We start from the raw sequence: 16,031 nt of genomic DNA on the forward strand, positions 1-16,031 counted from the left end.
GGAATGAAGAATCTAGTTCAGTTTTTTATTAAGCGTCCGATATGGACCAATGCGTTTATTGTAATAACGACGCTTTTTGGTTTGTATACGCTGAGCATTTACAGCAGTTCTTTTTTTCCTGAGCTGGACCCGAAAACGATTACGGTAAATGTTATGTATCCGGGAGCTTCTCCTCTGGAGATGGAAGAAGGTATTACGATTAAGGTGGAGCAGGCTATCAAAGGGCTGAAAGATATTGAGCATATTAATAGCACTTCTTCGGAAAATGTAGCTTCCATTACTATTTCGGCAGAACAGGATGCTGATATGGATGAGTTGCTCTCTGATGTAGAGAATGCTGTAAACTCGATTAACTCATTTCCGCAGGGAGCTGAAAAACCGGTAATCACCCGTTTGAAAACCGGTGGGATGTCCAGTCGTGTTGCTATTGTTGGTATTAGTGCCAAGTCACCGGATATGCCGTTGATGCAACTCCGGGATAAAGCGATACAGGTCGAAAATGATTTATTGGATACCAAAGTAATCACGCAAATAGAGAAAACAGGTTTTCCAACAGCGGAAATCACCGTAAATGTTCGTGAAAATGATTTGTTGCGTTATGGGTTAACGTTTGAACAGATCTCTCTGGCTATTTCGACAAAAAATATTGACATAACGGCAGGACAAATCAGGGGGACAGATAAAGATCTGATTATTCGGAGTCAGAACCGAACCACGAAACCTGCAGAGATTGGCGAAATTATTGTTCGGACTTCACTAACAGGGGAAACGGTATTCTTGCGGGATGTGGCAGATATTTCGTATCAGTTTTCGGAAGATTCGGAACTGGCTAAATTTAACGGACAACCGGCCATTGTCTTAAATATTGATAAAACAACGGATGAGAGTCTGACTGAAATAGCTGAAGCAGTAAAAACATTTCAGAAAAAATTTAATGAAGCCAATCCGGATTATCATTTTCAGATTTTTTACGAATTCAGTGAAATGTTGTCGGCACGGATTGATCTGCTGAGCGAAAATGGAATTTTCGGATTAATCCTTGTACTGGTGGCTCTCGGTTTGTTTTTGAACCTGAAACTGTCCGCCTGGGTAGCCTTCGGAATTCCTTTCTCCTTTCTGGGGATGTTTATTATTGGGTATTGGTACGGAATGTCTATTAATATGATTTCCCTTTTTGGTATGATTCTCGTTGTCGGAATTCTGGTTGATGATGGAATTGTAATTGCGGAAAATATCTACACCCATTTTGAACGGGGGAAAAGTGCTCCAAGAGCGGCTTTGGATGGAACTATGGAAGTATTACCGTCTGTTTTTACGTCTGTTATTACCACAATGGTTGCCTTCTCAATGCTGTTATTCATCGAGGGGATGGAAATGATGCGGGAAATGGCTGTAGTAGTTATTGCCTGTCTTTTATTTTCGCTATTTGAGGCATTTTTTATTCTTCCTTCCCATCTCTCCAGTAAATCTATTTTGTCCGAAGAGAAAAACTATAAACTGAAGGTCTGGCAAGGGATACTCTTTACTATTGCAGGTATAGGGCTTATTTTTATTGCTACCCGTATGTTTGGGGATTATGTCTCGTCATTTATGGCAGCTTTATTCCCTTTTTCGCTACTGGTTGTGGGCGGAGCGATGATCTTTACAGGTTTTTCTGCTTCTCCGGTAGAGCATCATGTACGTAAAGGAGCTGATAAATTCATCGCGTATATCCGGGATAAAGTATTAGAAGATATACTGCGGTTTGCGAATAAAAAATGGAGCTATCGGATCGTAGTATTTGTTCCGTTAGTATTAATCATCTTTACTCGGGAAAGTCTGATTTCCGGTAAGATCGGAGCAACCTTTTTTCCCAATATTGAACCGGATATGTTTTTCGTTGAAGTAGCGTATAAGCCGGGGGAAAATAAACGTTCTGTGGAAGACTTTATTACCGTTGCCACACAAGTTGTAAAGGAAGAAAATCAGCGATTGATTGATGAAACAGGAGACACATTGTTGTCTTATTATTCCAGTAATGTCGGAGCTGCCGGTCAGCTAGGTCAGGTAGGGATGCACACAGGATCCGTGATGGTTTTTTGTGATGCCGAAGATAAAAAAGCATCTGTGGGGGAATTTATGAACCGGGTGCTGAAACGCATGGAAGAGCGCAAAGAAGCGAAACTGGCAAGTGATTTTGTTGTAATCGGGATGAACCGATGGGGAAAACCGGTTGAATTCGGGCTTTCTTCAGCTAACAATGAGTCGTTGGATCAGGCGCGTCTGTTTTTCAAAAATGAGATTGCACTGCTGGATCAGACAAAAAATGTGGTTGATAATATGCCTCCCGGAAAAAATGAGATTTATCTCAATATGCGCCCTCAGGCAGATATGTATAACATTGGTGAAGCAGAAGTGCTGCGACAGGTCCGGCAAGGTTTTTTCGGAGCAGAAGCACAGCGCGTAATCATTGGTACGGATGAGGTGAAAGTCTGGGTTCGTTACCCGAAGGAAGACCGTAATTCTGTCGCGCATCTTCAGAATATGCGGATCAAAACAGTTTCCGGTGCGGAGGTGCCGTTGCACGAGCTGGCTGATTTCACGATTGGAAACGGATACGAGAGTCTGAAACGACGTGACGGAAAGAGACAGGTAGAGGTTGAGGCCGACGTGATCGACCCGGACAAGACAGCAGAAGTAAACGGGAAGATAAGTAAGGAGATTATTCCTAAATTACAAAGTATGTTTCCCGATGTGGAAGTATTTCATCTGGGGCAGGCAGAACGAAGCTCAAAAACGAGTAATTCGATGCAGTACATGACGTTGATTGTATTGGTGGTAATGATAACAATTATTACACTTCATTTCCAGTCGTTGTACCAGGGATTGATGATTATACTTGTTTTACCGGCCGGATTGGCAGGAGCTATTTTAGGACACGGTATTGTCGGTATCCCGGTTTCTTTATTAAGTGTCTTTGGGATGATTGCCCTGATTGGTGTACTGGTAAATGATGCCGTTGTATTCCTGGATCGTTATAACGACCTGATCCGGGAAGGATACTCTTCTTTTGAAGCAGCGGTTGAAGCTTCCCGTTCCCGTTTCCGTCCGATTTTACTCACGACGGTGACAACGGTGGCAGGTTTACTTCCTTTGATTGCCGAAAAATCCATGCAGGCGCAGTTTCTTATTCCTATGGCGGTCTCCATTGCTTTTGGTGTTCTGTTCGGAACCATTATGATCTTACTGTTTTTCCCATCTGCACTGCTCTTTGGAAATGATGTCAAGCGATTCTTTACATGGCTCTGGACCGGGAAAAAACCTTCTCATGCAGAAGTGGAGACAAGTACAAAAATTCAGAAAAAAATTCATGAAGTTGAAAGCACAAATTAAATTCTATTTAGTCTTTGCTGCTGTTCTGATTGCAGTTGGTGGTAATGCACAAAATGAGATTACCGTTAGAGAAGCTATTGAGCTTGCACTGGAACGCAATTTTCAGATCCGGATAGCTGACAAGAATAATGAAATAGCGGAGAAGAATAACACCTGGTCAGAAGCAGGCGCATTTCCGACCCTGTCGGTGAGTCTTACTTCGGCCAATGGTTTACAAGACAACACCAAGAACCCTTTTACTTTTACTCCGGGGATGATTCTCTCGCAAAGTCTGCAACCGGCATTGAGTCTGGACTGGAATATTTTTTCAGGGATGGGGGTAATCATGTCCAAAAGACGATTGGAGCAACTGGAAGAGCAGTCAAAAGGAAATGCGACAGTTATTATTGAAACCACGGTGTCTGACATTATCAAAGGGTATTATTCGGCAGTAATGCACAAGGAACGACTGGAATTGCTTCGTGAGCTGACCGCTTTTTCCCGGGAACAGGTGAAGTACTATGAGTTAAAAGAAGAATATGCGGGAGCCAGTTCGTTGGAGTTGATGCAGTTTAAGAACCAGTACCTTTCGGATTCAACTAATCTGTTAATGCAGGAAATTTCATACAGAAACGCATTGAGAAATCTGAACCTGTTAATGAATTTACCATTGGATAGCCTGTTGAACCCAACAGATCAGTTGGATTTCATTCTTCCGGAGATTAACGGAATTGAAGCAAAACGCCAACTGGTTGAGAATAATAACAACCTGAAAAACCAGATGATTAATATCCGGTTATCAGAAATTCAGACTAAATACCAGCGATCTTTTTTATTCCCGACGTTGACTTTTCAGGGAGGGATTCAACCCGGTTTCTCGTGGATTCGGGAGGTGAAAAATGATCTGTTTGAAGCAGAAACACAGACGCTTATGTATTCGGCTAATTTGACCCTGCGCTACAATGTTTTCAATAACTGGAAATCAAAAAGGGCTGTAGAAGTTTCAAAAATTCAGGAAGAGATCAGCCAGTTGAATTATGACGAAATGAAAAATTCGCTCATGAACAGTATGGAAGGGTTGTTGGAAATGTTCGAAGCCCGGAATCGTTTGGTTGCTGTATCGTCGCAAAATATTGAATACGCAGGACGTGTATGGGAAATCGGACAGGAACGCCTGCGTTTGGGAACGATCAACTCTATAGAACTCCAAACCCTCAGAAATAGCTACATTAATGCTCGTCTGACGCATCTGGACAATCTGTACAATCGGGTAGAGGTATTCTTCGAGATTTTCCGACTCACGGGTAATATTGGTTTGTATCATTCGCAGGTAGTTGAGTAAAGTAAGCGTACGGGAAGGTTTTGTCTTTATTGTCAAGTGGATATCTCCTTTGGAAAAGGTCGTGACGGATGGTGTAAACACATTAAGGATAATTAAAAGTGAGTGACGCAAAGGCAATAACGAAAGATAGTTTTACTATAACCGGTATAGGAATAATCCTTGAATTGCAACATTCAGAAAACGGACTCTTGAAAGATACAAAACTGATCTCTGAAAAATCAGGACGGACCTGGATGGTTATTGCAAGGATACTTTTTGACCACGCAATAGCTGAACAAACAATATTTGACAATGAATCGGTGGAGTATATGCTAATGAGATTTGAGTCTGACCAAAAACGACAAAAATCTATAAACGAGATTAAGGAAAGAGAATCTAATACTATTTTTCAATATATGCTAAAACCCCTCGGACATTCAGAAAAACCAGAAAAGGAAGAAAGATTAAAAATTGACTACCCGCAACAACGCTTGTAATTCAGTAACTTAGTTGCCCAACCATACAACGAAATAATACATGAATCGTTGTTCGGAATTGTAAATAGACTGTAATTCAGAAAATAAGCATGATACAAAAACCAAATCCAGATACCATTTATCCTGTTCCAAATGTCAAGACAGTTACGTATGTGAAACCAACGATTAAATCAAAAAATATTATCGTTGGAGACTTTACTTATTTCAGTGATGTCGACTTTGAAAAACACGTCACACACCATTATGACTTTTATGGAGATAAACTGATAATAGGAAAATTTTGTCAAATCGCTGCCGGTATTGAAATTATCATGAACGGGGCGAATCACCAGATGAATGCCGCTTCGACATTTCCTTTTTATATTTTTGAAGGATGGGAACAGTCTATTCCTCCCATAGAGAAGATGTCAGTAAAAGGAGATACTGTAATCGGGAACGACGTATGGATCGGACAAAATACAACCATTTTGCCGGGAGTACATATTGGAGATGGAGTTATTATCGGTGCAAATAGTGTTGTCGGAAGTACTATTGCGCCATATTCTATAGTAGCAGGAAATCCGGCACGATTGATTAGAAAAAGGTTTGATGATGAGTTAATCTCTCTACTACTCAAATTGAAATGGTGGGACTTACCTACTGAACAGATAAATCAACTTATTCCTATTTTAAGCTGTGATGACTTGGAAAAGACGAAAATTGATTTGAAAAAATGGGTAAAGTGATTGGGAACAATTTGCAAATGAAAGAGTTACAGGGTGAACTGATTGATGAACTTGAGCATTTGATTACTCATTTAAAAAAATATGATGAGGAAAATTGGGCATCTATATTTTCCCAAACGCAAAAAATGATTGATAACGGAGATATTCGCGGACTTGAAGCACTAAAAAAGATGCGAGGAGGAATGGGAAGTTTTATTGATTTAGTAATCTGCCAGATAAATGGACATCGGATTGAAAAAAGTGAAGAGGACTTTGCCAATACTGAATTAATTAGATTAGGAAATTGTGTGTTCGCTGCAGCGGACAAATTAAATCGGGAAATACATAAAGATAGTGTCTGATAAAGTGTGTAAATTGTTGGGTGTAATCGAATAAAATAATTTTTTGGGTAAAGATGAAAAACTGATATTCTCCCATTTAGCAGACAATGACATTTGAAATGATTAAATCCCCACAACATCAAATAAAAAACGTAGAGGTTATATGAAATGGAGGCGAACTAGAATAACCATGAAGAGTATCACTATTCTCATTTGCGGAATTATATTTACAAACTGTAATTACGCGCAAAAGACTGAAACTTTATCTAATTCAGGTAGCACCCAGGTACGGCAGAATACAGAAAATATTTTGGATGCCTATCAATATGTTGATTCTTACAAAGAAGGTTTAGCGACCGTAACCAAAAATAAAAAAAAGGGATTTATCGACAAAAGAGGAAAGGAGGTCATTGCATGTAAGTACGATGTTGCTTATGATTTCAAAAACGGATTTTCTAAAGTAGTACTCCATGATCAACCAGGATACAATGAAAAATACGGAGTGATCAATCGTTCAGGAAAAGAAATCACAGCAATAAAATATGATTTTATTATGGACTTTCAGAATGGATATGCAATGGTCAAACTAGACCGAAAGTGGGGTTTTATCGATACTACGGGAAAAGAGGTGATTCCCCTGCAATATGAAGCAGCTTCAGACTTTGAAGACGATGTAACCACTGTAAAGGAGAACGAACAGTGGTTTATCATTGATAAAATGAATAACAAAAAAACAGCCCTTACAAATGTAGAATCGGCATCTTCTTTTATTGAGGGATTGGCACCTGTTACAATATCCGGAAAGGTAGGTTATATTGACAAACAAGGAAAAGTTGTCGTCGAACCTTTATATGATATCGGATATTATTTCAGAGAAGGTTTAGCACTTGTTGAAATAAATGATAAGTACGGTTTCATCAATAAGCAAGGAAAAGAAGTTATTCCGTTGCAATACGATGGCTATCCGAATTTCAGATGTGGGTTAGCAGCAGTAAAACGAAACGGAAAATATGGTTTTATTGATACTACAGGCAAAGAAGTCATTTCTTTTAAATATAGCAATGTATATGACTTTTGGGATGGAGTTGCAAGAGTCTGTTTAAATTCAGGGTCAAAATGGGGGTGTATAGATACTTCCGGAAAAGAAATAATTCCGGCTATTTATGATGTGATAGGTACCGGAGAAGGGATTTTGAATGTACTGAAGGACGGAAAATGGCAGTTTTTAGATCTCACAGGAAAGGAAGTATTTCCTGAAAAATTTGAGAATGTTTATCCCTTCAGTGACGGTGTAGCACTAGTCAAGAAAGAGGGTAATTGGTTTTTTATCGATAAAGAAGGGAAAAGACTATTTTGAGGATGAGAAAATAATTTGAACAGTTCCTTTGTTTAAACCTTAAACGATAGATACAGAATATATATTAAAAAGAGTGAAAGTCTCACAAGCCTTTCCCATCGTAGCCTATTTTACGACCAATCACATTTTATCAAAGATTTCAGGGCATTAACTAAAACAAATTCGGGTTTGTTTTTTAAAAATGTAACTATCGAAAAAGAAAACGTCTGGTTATTTATCTAGCTGGTTACATTTTTACAATTTTGAATGCAATACCCTTACTACTTTTGCGTAGTGATTTTAAAGTATTTCAAATGAAAAATATATTGTACCTCGTTCTTCTGTTTGCAGTGAATTCATTATTTGGGCAAGATATCTGTAATTGTGACAAGGCTCTAAATAATTTAATTGCTAAAATAGAAAGCGATTATCCCGGGTTTAAAGAAAAAACAAAAGCACATACTGAGTTATACAACCACCAGAAAACAGCTGCTATCACAATCTCCAAAACCGTCAATAACCAGGACTGTATAACTGTATTGAATGGCTATATTTCCTTTTTTAAAGATGAGCATATTTTTATAGAAGCGGTTACTAAAAATGAAGTAGAAGTCACTAACTCGAATAACAAAGAGACTGAACCAGAGGTTGAAGTACGGGTATTAACTCACGATATTTTCTATCTGAAAATTTCCAGTTTCAGGTATGAAAATATTACTCTAGTAAAAGAATTGGTAGAAAAAAACAAAAAGCAGATAGCGAAATCAAAGGCTTTGATTATCGACGTTAGAGATAATTTTGGAGGCACCGATGATGTGTACCAACCTCTATTGCCTTATATCTTAACTAATCCTTTACGGATTATGAATGTTGAATTTTTATCGACGCCTACATTGATAAATGGTTTGCGGGATTATGCTTTGCAAAATGAGCATAAAGACTCGCTAAATGCCATACGTGACATTGAAGAAGGCTTAAAAGAATATAATGAAAACCTGGGTGAATTTGTGCTGTATAATGGGCAAAAGGTAACGATTGATACGATTCCGTTAAACGCAAAAAGCCCGGAACAAATCATTATTTTAGCCAATGAAAATGTTGCCAGTGCGGGCGAAAACTTTTTGTTTTCATCACGTCAGAGTAAAAAAGTGAAGATCCTGGGGACGCCATCTATGGGTGTTTTAGATTATGGTTCCATACGAGAATTTAAGTTTGGCTGCGACAATTTTATATTGTATCTGCCTACATACCGCTCATCAAGACTTCCGCAATATCCTATTGACAACATAGGTATTCAGCCGGATGTTTATTTAGATGAAACAGTTGAAGATTGGTTGGATTTTGCCATAAGATACATCAACGAATAAGACCGTAAAGTGGTTTAATACCAAATCCAGAAGTAAAAATGAAAAAGAGTTCCATCATCATACTGTTAATCAATTTCATTATTGGTACATCACTATCTGCCCAACAACAATTAGACAAGTATTTTGAACATCTTTTCCAGAACAGAAAAATGATGGGAAGTGTTGCCATCTCTTTTAACGATAGCATCATTTATACAAAGACGGTAGGATTAGCTAATGCTGATACAAAAATAGCAATTGATACTGACACAAAAATTCGTATCGGTTCGGTAACGAAAACCTATACAGCTGTTTTAGTTTTGAAAGCCGTAGAAGAAGGAAAGTTAAGGTTGGATGATACATTACATTCCTTTTACCCTCAAATAAAAAATGCAGAAAAAATAAGCATTGAACAATTGCTAAAACACCGTTCGGGGATTATCAATTTCACAGAAATTCCCGGAGAAAACAGCTGGGAACAAGCCTTTCATACAGAAGAAGAATTTATTGAATTTTTTGTTCATGAAAAGAGCAATTTTGAACCCGGCACCGATTTTGAGTACAGTAACACGAACTATGCATTATTAGGCTTCATTCTGGAGAAAGTTTACGATCAATCCTTTGCTGAAATTTTAAAAGAAAAAATATGCCGTCCGCTCAATTTGAAAAATACATATTTCACTACGGAAACAGATGAAACAAAGAAGGAAGCTTTGTCTTATAACATCCAAAATAGATACATCCAAAATGCAAAAGTGAATTTTTCCAATCATCCGGCAAGTGGAGGAATGGTTTCTACAGCGGTCGAGTTGAATCTATTTCTTTCTGCATTATTCAACAAAAAGCTGATTTCAGAAGAAAGCCTGGAGATAATGCTTCCCAAAAACGGAGGCGAATACGGAATGGGGATTGAAAAACTTCCTTTTAGTAGTCCCGAAGGTTATACACACGGTGGAAGGATTGAAAATTACTTTTCGGAATACTGGTATTTCCCCAAAGAAAAATTGGGAATTGTGACTTTGGCAAACGCTATCAACATTTATTCCGAGGACATTCAAATGGCAATGCTTCAATATGCCTATGGAACTAGTCCTGAATTACCCAACTTTAATAAAATCAATAAATTATCAGAAAAGGAATTTGGAAAAATAGCGGGCACTTATGTCGAGAAGAAAAGAGGATTTACCGTAACTGTTTCATCAGACGGTAAAAACGCAATATTTCAAAATGCAAGCTCAGGGCAAATGTTCTTTCCTATTGATTATAAAGAGAACCATATTTTTCAATACGAAAATGAAATACAATTAGAATTTTTTCCTGCTAAAAAAGAAATGAAATTAACACAGGGAAATATTCAGGAGTATTATACGAAATTGCCAAAGTAAGAGTTTTATAGGATAGTAAAAGAGGGGAGTAGATGAAATGAAAATGCTGATAAAGAGATATTATTATCCGATTGGCAGTAGGATTTCTTTTTCAGCCCTTTCAGTTATTGAAATAAAAATTAGAAATGCTTGTCTGGGTGCGGTAAATCTGAAATTTCAGTGTTTCAAGTCTACCTTATTGCCCCCGCATAGAACGTTGTAAGTAAATTGAAGAGTGGTTTTTTGATTTAAAAATAATGTGTAGTTTAGTAGAAAACCCCGTACTATTATTTATACAAATACAAAATCGTTGGTATTAATTTAAAATGAAGAGTCTAATCTATATTATTCTACTGATTTCAATTTTGGCCTGTAACTCCGAACAGACGAATGAAAAGAGAGTGATTAAACCTGAAGACAAAATCATAACTGTTTCTGAGGTAGAAGAAACCGACTTGATTATTGGTGAAAGAATCGATGGTCCGGCAAATATTCGGAACAAACCGAATGGTGACATTCTATTTGAGTTAAACGATAATGCGCTTGTTGAAGTAACCACAAAACCTGAAAATAATTGGTATAAAATTTTAGTTTATGCAGACATTGGATACAATGAATTTGGTATAGATACAATCTTAAAAGGAAGGTCAATCATTGTAAATGATGACACTATCGGCAGAGTTATTAAATCTCATTTTGTAAGCACAGGACGAGGCGGAGACTTTGCCTATGCTATGCTTTATGGTTATACTCACAGGAATAACATCAAACCCATGACGGTAATCGAGACTGTTTTCAAAAATAATTTAGAACAAAAGGGGAGGGGGATTTCGGGTTGGAAAGAGTTTATTAAGTCTTTTCAATTAGAAGATAATGCTGTTGAATATGGAACATTTGAAACCTATTATAATTACGAAAACTCTATAGAAGACCCATCGCCAGGATTTAGAATTGTTTTGCTTTTTGAAAAGCAGCATTTAATCGGACTGGTCCATTCTAGACAACTTCAACTTGAATATACGGATACTCATAAATTAAATTGGGGTTATTATGTAACCTTTTTTGACGATTATCCTGAAAAAGAACAGTCAAAATTTGTAGACTATATGAATGAATGGATACAGGGAGTGGATTAAAAATAGAAAAACTACAGCTATTAGAATATGTAATCAAGTATGTTTAAAGTGATAGAAAACAAAGGTCAGTATCAAACTGAAAGATTGGTGAGTAGAAAATCACTATTATTTACATACCATTAGCGATAATTAAATGAAAATTCAAAGAATAATCTTACTAATAATTAGTGGTGCACTTTTAGCAAGTTGTAGTGCATTAATATACTCTATAAGGGGACCGAAGTATGAAGGTAAATTCCAGGAAAAATATTATTTACCTTTTTTAGAAGATCAATATTTTTATATTCATTACGATAGATCTGCCGATTTCAATGATTCGGTTAGGGTTATTGATAATGATACGACGGTTATAACACTGAATTACTCAAAGCACTCGTATTTTTTTTTGAAATACGATAAGGATGGTAAAATTCGCGTAAAAGGAATTCAACAGGATAGTCCATTAGAACACCTCCCTTCAAACGGTGAAGTAGATAACCTTCCTGTTTTGAATGAAATATTTTACGTAATAAAAGATAGCCTTATCAGGTATGAAGTATACCATGATTCATTCAATGGCTTTAATTTATATAAAACGAAGGTATATAAAGACTCGCTGGTTGACTGGCAAGTCGGTATTTCAAAAATGTATTTAAAGACATATAAACGACTAAAAGAATGAAAAATCAGTTGATTTTACATGAAAACAGAGCTTTTTTCGGACTTCGAAGCATAAGAAGTATCTTTAGCTGAGCTAAAGAATGCTATATAGCAAAATGTTACAGACCCTTGAAGAACAGAAAATGGGGTACTCATAAATTAATGAACTCAATGAAAGCGGCCAGAAATATACTTCTAATCGAATTAGGTTTTCTTGGATTGGGAGCCATTGCAGGAGGTGGGGCTTTGATCATTTCTCCAACCGGAGAGTTGCTCGGAATGCCTTTGTCAATGCTTGAAAAATCCCCTTTTAGTAATTTTTTTATCCCCGGAATCATTTTATTTCTGGTACTTGGTGTTTTCCCTATGCTACTCGTATTTGCATTGCTGAAAAAACCGAAATCCGGAATCGCAGAGAAAGTCAATTTCTTTAAAGACATGCATTGGACCTGGACTTTCAGCATATACACAGGGTTTGCTCTCATCAGTTGGATTCAACTTCAAATGGTGTTCATCCAGGGGGTACATTGGTTACATACATTTTATATTTTTTTGGCCATCCTCATTCTTTTTATTGCCTTACTACCACAGGTTCGGAACTTGTATAAAAAATAGAGGCGTGTAAGTATGGCTCAACACCTAAAAACGATCTGTACCAACCTATAAAAAGTAGTAAAACAACTTAGTATATTAACGATTTTGTAAAAAAGAATCTATAATGAAAAAGCTATCAGATTTTAAAAAACGGGAGAGATGCATATTTTCTATATCTGATAAAGAAATTGTAGCAACAATCAATCCTGCACCGGAAGATTGCTTGAAAGAAAATGAACTTTATGATAACGAATACTTATATCCTTTTTTCTCCGTAGACGGCGAGGTAATCAAAGAGAGATACAAGGGGTTAAAATTCCACGCGATTTCATGTCCTGTTTTTTTAGATTATGTTGACTATCGACTTACAGAAGACAATTTGTATCAGTTTTTAGGTACAAATAAATTAAAAATTTCTGATTATCAAGATTTTTCATTGGCTTTGGAAAAACTTCTTGACGGGTATCGAGATAATGAGCATTTTGATTGGGGAAAAACACCTGAAAATGTATCTGTATCAAAAGAAGAGCACGGAAGGTTCGTGAACCATACAGATTTTATTGAATTAGAAGTAAATGGTGCAAGTTGGTGTCAGGCTACTTATACTTACTATGAGGAAGAACTGGAAAACCATATCATAGACAATGACCCAAACTATGATCCGGATGAAGATGACTTGTCCGAAATACTTGTCGAAGTAGAAGATGATTATGATATTACAAATTATGAGTTGGAGGTATTCAAAGATGAAAATGGAGATACTTTAGAATTTGTTTTTAGGGCTTCTGACATGTGTGGATTTGATATTTTTGGAGATTATTCTGTATTTTTTTCACCAAAAACCAGACTGGTAAGAATATTTTTCCAGTGCACGTAATGCATTAAATAAAAGACCATAACATAGCTATAAGTAATCGGAGTATATGTGTGATTTTAGTACAGGTATAAAATTATGCACCTGTGAAGGTGACAAAATCAGGTATAGAAAACAGGATCTTTATCGGGAAGTCAAAGGAGAATTGGTGAAAATTCCGAATAAGAAAAATGACAAGATCCCGCTAATGTATATTTGGAGATTATTCAGGTACCTTGGAGAGGAGGAAGAGCTTATGTTGGGGCGATACCTGTTTCCTTCTGACGACATCGGGAATGGTCTGAATACTGAATGGATTGCATTAAACCTGAATGTCGAAAATTGTTTTGACTTTGATTATACGCCTTGTGAAGGAGATAATTTGTTTATTACTCAAAATGTTGAGTTAGCTCCTTACATTTCATTTATTTTCAGGAAAGGGGAATGGACTATTGAACATTACGATCCGTTTACGAATAGAATTGAAGTAATAGATGAAGGCAAAGTTTTGGAAATGAAATCTGAAGATGTTACGAAATAAGAAGGTTGTATGAAGGATAAGGTTTCAATTAGATTGAGTGTGCTTACATCGTCAAATACTGGCAAAATCGTGTAGACAAGTATCCAATGACTGAAAATTTAAAAGAACATATCGATAAATTCATCAGCACAAAAGAGCTTGATTTAATTAGGTTGGATGAATTTTTTGAACGCAAAGTAGTAAACAAAAAGCAACTCCTTTTGAAAGAAGGAGCATTATGCAGAGATCTCTTTTTTGTGAATGCGGGTTGTTTGCAAATTTTTTATCTCAAAGAAAACGGAGTAGAGCAAACCATTGATTTTGCTCTTGAGAATTGGTGGATGACTGATTTTTCTGCCTTTTCGCAACAAACCAGCTCCAAATTTTCCATTCGTACCGTAGAAAAAAGTGAAGTTTTGGTGTTAACACATAGTGCCCGAGAAAAACTACTGAAGGAAATACCTGAATTGGAACGCTATTTTCATCTTGTTTTTCAAAGAGCTTTTGCCGCTTCCCAGTACCGAATGAAATTATTGTATGAATACTCACGTGAAGAACTATACCATCACTTTAAGAATAATTTCCCTGACTTTGTGCAACGCGTCCCTCAATATTTAATCGCTTCTTTTCTGGGGTTCACACCCGAATATTTAAGTGAAATTAAGAAACGGAACGTTTCTTAAACCAGCTTAAGAAAATACAATTTGTTTCGTGTAATCTTTGTACTGTATTTAAAAACAAAATTTAAACAGTATGTCTACAATAACTAATCAGGAACAAAGAGTAAACGTAAAAGCATTGGAACCCAATTGCTGGAAACTGATCATCGACATCGAAACCTATTTGGCCCAAACAAGTTTGGATAAAAAGCTAAGGGAATTGATAAAAATGAGAACCTCCCAAATTAATAAATGTGCATTCTGCATTGATTTGCATACGAAAGACGCAATAAAATTAGGCGAATCGGAACGCCGAATATTTGCGCTTAGTGTCTGGGAAGAAAGTCCGCTATTTACTGATAAAGAACGTGCCGTATTACAATTTACCGAAGAAATTACCGAAATCGCAAAACATGGGGTAAGAGAAGCAACTTATCAAGCTGTTAAAAAATACTTTTCTGATCAAGAAATAGCCCAGATTATCATTTCGGTTAATCACATGAATTTTCTGAACCGGATTGCTGTGTCTACAAAAATGGTGCATCCTTCGTGACAAATTGAGAGCGGTAAGGAGCATTCTAAGGGCTGGATCTGGTTAAAAATTCAGCCCGTTTTACTATCTTGGTCTCTTACAATTACATACAGCCTAAAATGAGCCCGCTTCGTTGGCAGGAAACCATAGTAGAAGCCTGAAATGGATTGTGAACAAAATTTAGATGGTTGTTGGAATAGAACAGGTAAACAAATTGAAAGAAAAGTACATACTGAAATCCAAACGACTTGGTTTCCGAAACTGGACAACAGAAGATGTTACAGAATTTGCTAAAATAAATGCAGATCCGGAAGTAATGGAACATTTTCCCAAACCGTTAACTGAGAAGGAAACTTCGGAACTCATAGAGCGACTTCAAAAGCACTACGAGAAACACGAATACACTTATTTTGCGACTGAACTACTGGAAACCGGAGAATTAATAGGTTTTATTGGTTTAGCCTACCAGGAATACGAAACGGTATTCAATCCCTCGACAGATATTGGGTGGCGTTTGAAAAAATCAGCGTGGGGAAAAGGATATGCTACGGAAGGGGCTAAAAGGTGTCTGGAGTTCGCTTGTACGGATTTACAGTTAAAAAGAATCATTTCCACGTGTACAGTTAGAAACACCCGATCGGAAAATGTCATGAAAAAAATCGGAATGAACAAGAAAGGAGAGTTTAACCACCCAAGATTATCGGACTATCCTGATTTTGAGAAGTGTGTTTGGTATGAGTTTAGAAATGAATAGAGCAGGATGAAAAAAGTAATCAGAAAGAGTTTTTAAAAAGTCAAAGGAATGGCTAAAGAAGATTACAAGAACGAATTAGATTCA

General features: G+C 36.9%; 16 protein-coding genes. All 16 read left to right on the forward strand.

Features of this window, described 5'->3' with window-relative positions; translation table 11 throughout:
* Positions 1-3: 3 nt before the first annotated feature.
* The 16 genes from ABDZ97_RS04905 to ABDZ97_RS04980 all read left to right on the forward strand — a co-directional run bounded on the left by ABDZ97_RS04905 (position 4) and on the right by ABDZ97_RS04980 (position 15,947).
* A complete protein-coding gene (locus tag ABDZ97_RS04905) occupies positions 4-3,372 on the forward strand; it encodes an efflux RND transporter permease subunit (protein ID WP_343785450.1) in 3,369 nt (1,122 codons plus the stop codon).
* A complete protein-coding gene (locus ABDZ97_RS04910) occupies positions 3,350-4,693 on the forward strand; it encodes a TolC family protein (RefSeq protein ID WP_343785451.1) in 1,344 nt (447 codons plus the stop codon). The genes ABDZ97_RS04905 and ABDZ97_RS04910 overlap by 23 nt, the downstream gene beginning before the upstream one ends.
* A 188-nt stretch (positions 4,694-4,881) precedes the next feature.
* A complete protein-coding gene (locus ABDZ97_RS04915) occupies positions 4,882-5,169 on the forward strand; it encodes a hypothetical protein (protein ID WP_343785452.1) in 288 nt (95 codons plus the stop codon).
* An 89-nt stretch (positions 5,170-5,258) separates the two neighbouring features.
* Complete coding sequence (locus ABDZ97_RS04920; RefSeq protein WP_343785453.1) at positions 5,259-5,894, forward strand: CatB-related O-acetyltransferase; 636 nt, start codon at positions 5,259-5,261, stop codon at positions 5,892-5,894.
* 17 nt (positions 5,895-5,911) lie between these two features.
* Positions 5,912-6,235, forward strand: a complete 324-nt coding sequence (locus tag ABDZ97_RS04925) for a DUF6966 domain-containing protein (protein ID WP_343785454.1) — start codon at positions 5,912-5,914, stop codon at positions 6,233-6,235.
* 169 nt (positions 6,236-6,404) lie between these two features.
* The gene (locus tag ABDZ97_RS04930) at positions 6,405-7,571 is read left to right on the forward strand and encodes a WG repeat-containing protein (protein WP_343785455.1); all 1,167 of its coding nucleotides are present in this window, start codon (positions 6,405-6,407) and stop codon (positions 7,569-7,571) included.
* A gap of 293 nt (positions 7,572-7,864) precedes the next feature.
* Positions 7,865-8,917 carry a S41 family peptidase gene (locus ABDZ97_RS04935; RefSeq protein WP_343785457.1) on the forward strand — a complete coding sequence of 351 codons (1,053 nt, stop codon included), beginning with the start codon at positions 7,865-7,867 and terminating at the stop codon, positions 8,915-8,917.
* 38 nt (positions 8,918-8,955) lie between these two features.
* Complete coding sequence (locus ABDZ97_RS04940; protein WP_343785458.1) at positions 8,956-10,281, forward strand: serine hydrolase domain-containing protein; 1,326 nt, start codon at positions 8,956-8,958, stop codon at positions 10,279-10,281.
* Positions 10,282-10,586: 305 nt separating this feature from the next.
* Positions 10,587-11,396 carry an SH3 domain-containing protein gene (locus tag ABDZ97_RS04945; RefSeq protein ID WP_343785459.1) on the forward strand — a complete coding sequence of 270 codons (810 nt, stop codon included), beginning with the start codon at positions 10,587-10,589 and terminating at the stop codon, positions 11,394-11,396.
* A gap of 385 nt (positions 11,397-11,781) precedes the next feature.
* Positions 11,782-12,057 carry a hypothetical protein gene (locus tag ABDZ97_RS04950; RefSeq protein ID WP_343785460.1) on the forward strand — a complete coding sequence of 92 codons (276 nt, stop codon included), beginning with the start codon at positions 11,782-11,784 and terminating at the stop codon, positions 12,055-12,057.
* Positions 12,058-12,206: 149 nt separating this feature from the next.
* Positions 12,207-12,650: a hypothetical protein gene (locus ABDZ97_RS04955; RefSeq protein ID WP_343785461.1), complete on the forward strand. Its 444-nt coding sequence runs from the start codon at positions 12,207-12,209 to the stop codon at positions 12,648-12,650.
* A 103-nt stretch (positions 12,651-12,753) separates the two neighbouring features.
* Positions 12,754-13,506, forward strand: a complete 753-nt coding sequence (locus ABDZ97_RS04960) for a hypothetical protein (RefSeq protein WP_343785462.1) — start codon at positions 12,754-12,756, stop codon at positions 13,504-13,506.
* Between the two features lie 46 nt (positions 13,507-13,552).
* A complete protein-coding gene (locus ABDZ97_RS04965) occupies positions 13,553-14,023 on the forward strand; it encodes a hypothetical protein (protein ID WP_343785463.1) in 471 nt (156 codons plus the stop codon).
* An 86-nt stretch (positions 14,024-14,109) separates the two neighbouring features.
* On the forward strand, positions 14,110-14,685 hold the full coding sequence (locus ABDZ97_RS04970; RefSeq protein ID WP_343785464.1) for a Crp/Fnr family transcriptional regulator: 576 nt from the start codon (positions 14,110-14,112) through the stop codon (positions 14,683-14,685).
* Between the two features lie 70 nt (positions 14,686-14,755).
* The gene (locus tag ABDZ97_RS04975) at positions 14,756-15,214 is read left to right on the forward strand and encodes a carboxymuconolactone decarboxylase family protein (protein WP_343785465.1); all 459 of its coding nucleotides are present in this window, start codon (positions 14,756-14,758) and stop codon (positions 15,212-15,214) included.
* Positions 15,215-15,377: 163 nt separating this feature from the next.
* Entirely contained in the window at positions 15,378-15,947 is a 570-nt protein-coding gene (locus ABDZ97_RS04980; protein ID WP_343785466.1) for a GNAT family N-acetyltransferase, read from the forward strand.
* Positions 15,948-16,031: the final 84 nt, after the last annotated feature.

The organism is Wandonia haliotis (assembly GCF_039523435.1).
Lineage (GTDB): Bacteria > Bacteroidota > Bacteroidia > Flavobacteriales_D > Crocinitomicaceae > Wandonia > Wandonia haliotis.

Excerpts from the sequence above, each read along its gene's own strand:
- ABDZ97_RS04905 (WP_343785450.1), top strand. The coding sequence starts at position 4 with ATGAAGAATCTAGTTCAGTTTTTTATTAAGCGTCCGATATGGACCAAT.
- ABDZ97_RS04910 (WP_343785451.1), top strand. The coding sequence starts at position 3,350 with ATGAAGTTGAAAGCACAAATTAAATTCTATTTAGTCTTTGCTGCTGTT.
- ABDZ97_RS04920 (WP_343785453.1), top strand. The coding sequence starts at position 5,259 with ATGATACAAAAACCAAATCCAGATACCATTTATCCTGTTCCAAATGTC.
- ABDZ97_RS04925 (WP_343785454.1), top strand. The coding sequence starts at position 5,912 with ATGAAAGAGTTACAGGGTGAACTGATTGATGAACTTGAGCATTTGATT.
- ABDZ97_RS04930 (WP_343785455.1), top strand. The coding sequence starts at position 6,405 with ATGAAGAGTATCACTATTCTCATTTGCGGAATTATATTTACAAACTGT.
- ABDZ97_RS04935 (WP_343785457.1), top strand. The coding sequence starts at position 7,865 with ATGAAAAATATATTGTACCTCGTTCTTCTGTTTGCAGTGAATTCATTA.
- ABDZ97_RS04940 (WP_343785458.1), top strand. The coding sequence starts at position 8,956 with ATGAAAAAGAGTTCCATCATCATACTGTTAATCAATTTCATTATTGGT.
- ABDZ97_RS04945 (WP_343785459.1), top strand. The coding sequence starts at position 10,587 with ATGAAGAGTCTAATCTATATTATTCTACTGATTTCAATTTTGGCCTGT.
- ABDZ97_RS04955 (WP_343785461.1), top strand. The coding sequence starts at position 12,207 with ATGAAAGCGGCCAGAAATATACTTCTAATCGAATTAGGTTTTCTTGGA.
- ABDZ97_RS04960 (WP_343785462.1), top strand. The coding sequence starts at position 12,754 with ATGAAAAAGCTATCAGATTTTAAAAAACGGGAGAGATGCATATTTTCT.
- ABDZ97_RS04965 (WP_343785463.1), top strand. The coding sequence starts at position 13,553 with ATGTGTGATTTTAGTACAGGTATAAAATTATGCACCTGTGAAGGTGAC.
- ABDZ97_RS04970 (WP_343785464.1), top strand. The coding sequence starts at position 14,110 with ATGACTGAAAATTTAAAAGAACATATCGATAAATTCATCAGCACAAAA.
- ABDZ97_RS04975 (WP_343785465.1), top strand. The coding sequence starts at position 14,756 with ATGTCTACAATAACTAATCAGGAACAAAGAGTAAACGTAAAAGCATTG.
- ABDZ97_RS04980 (WP_343785466.1), top strand. The coding sequence starts at position 15,378 with ATGGTTGTTGGAATAGAACAGGTAAACAAATTGAAAGAAAAGTACATA.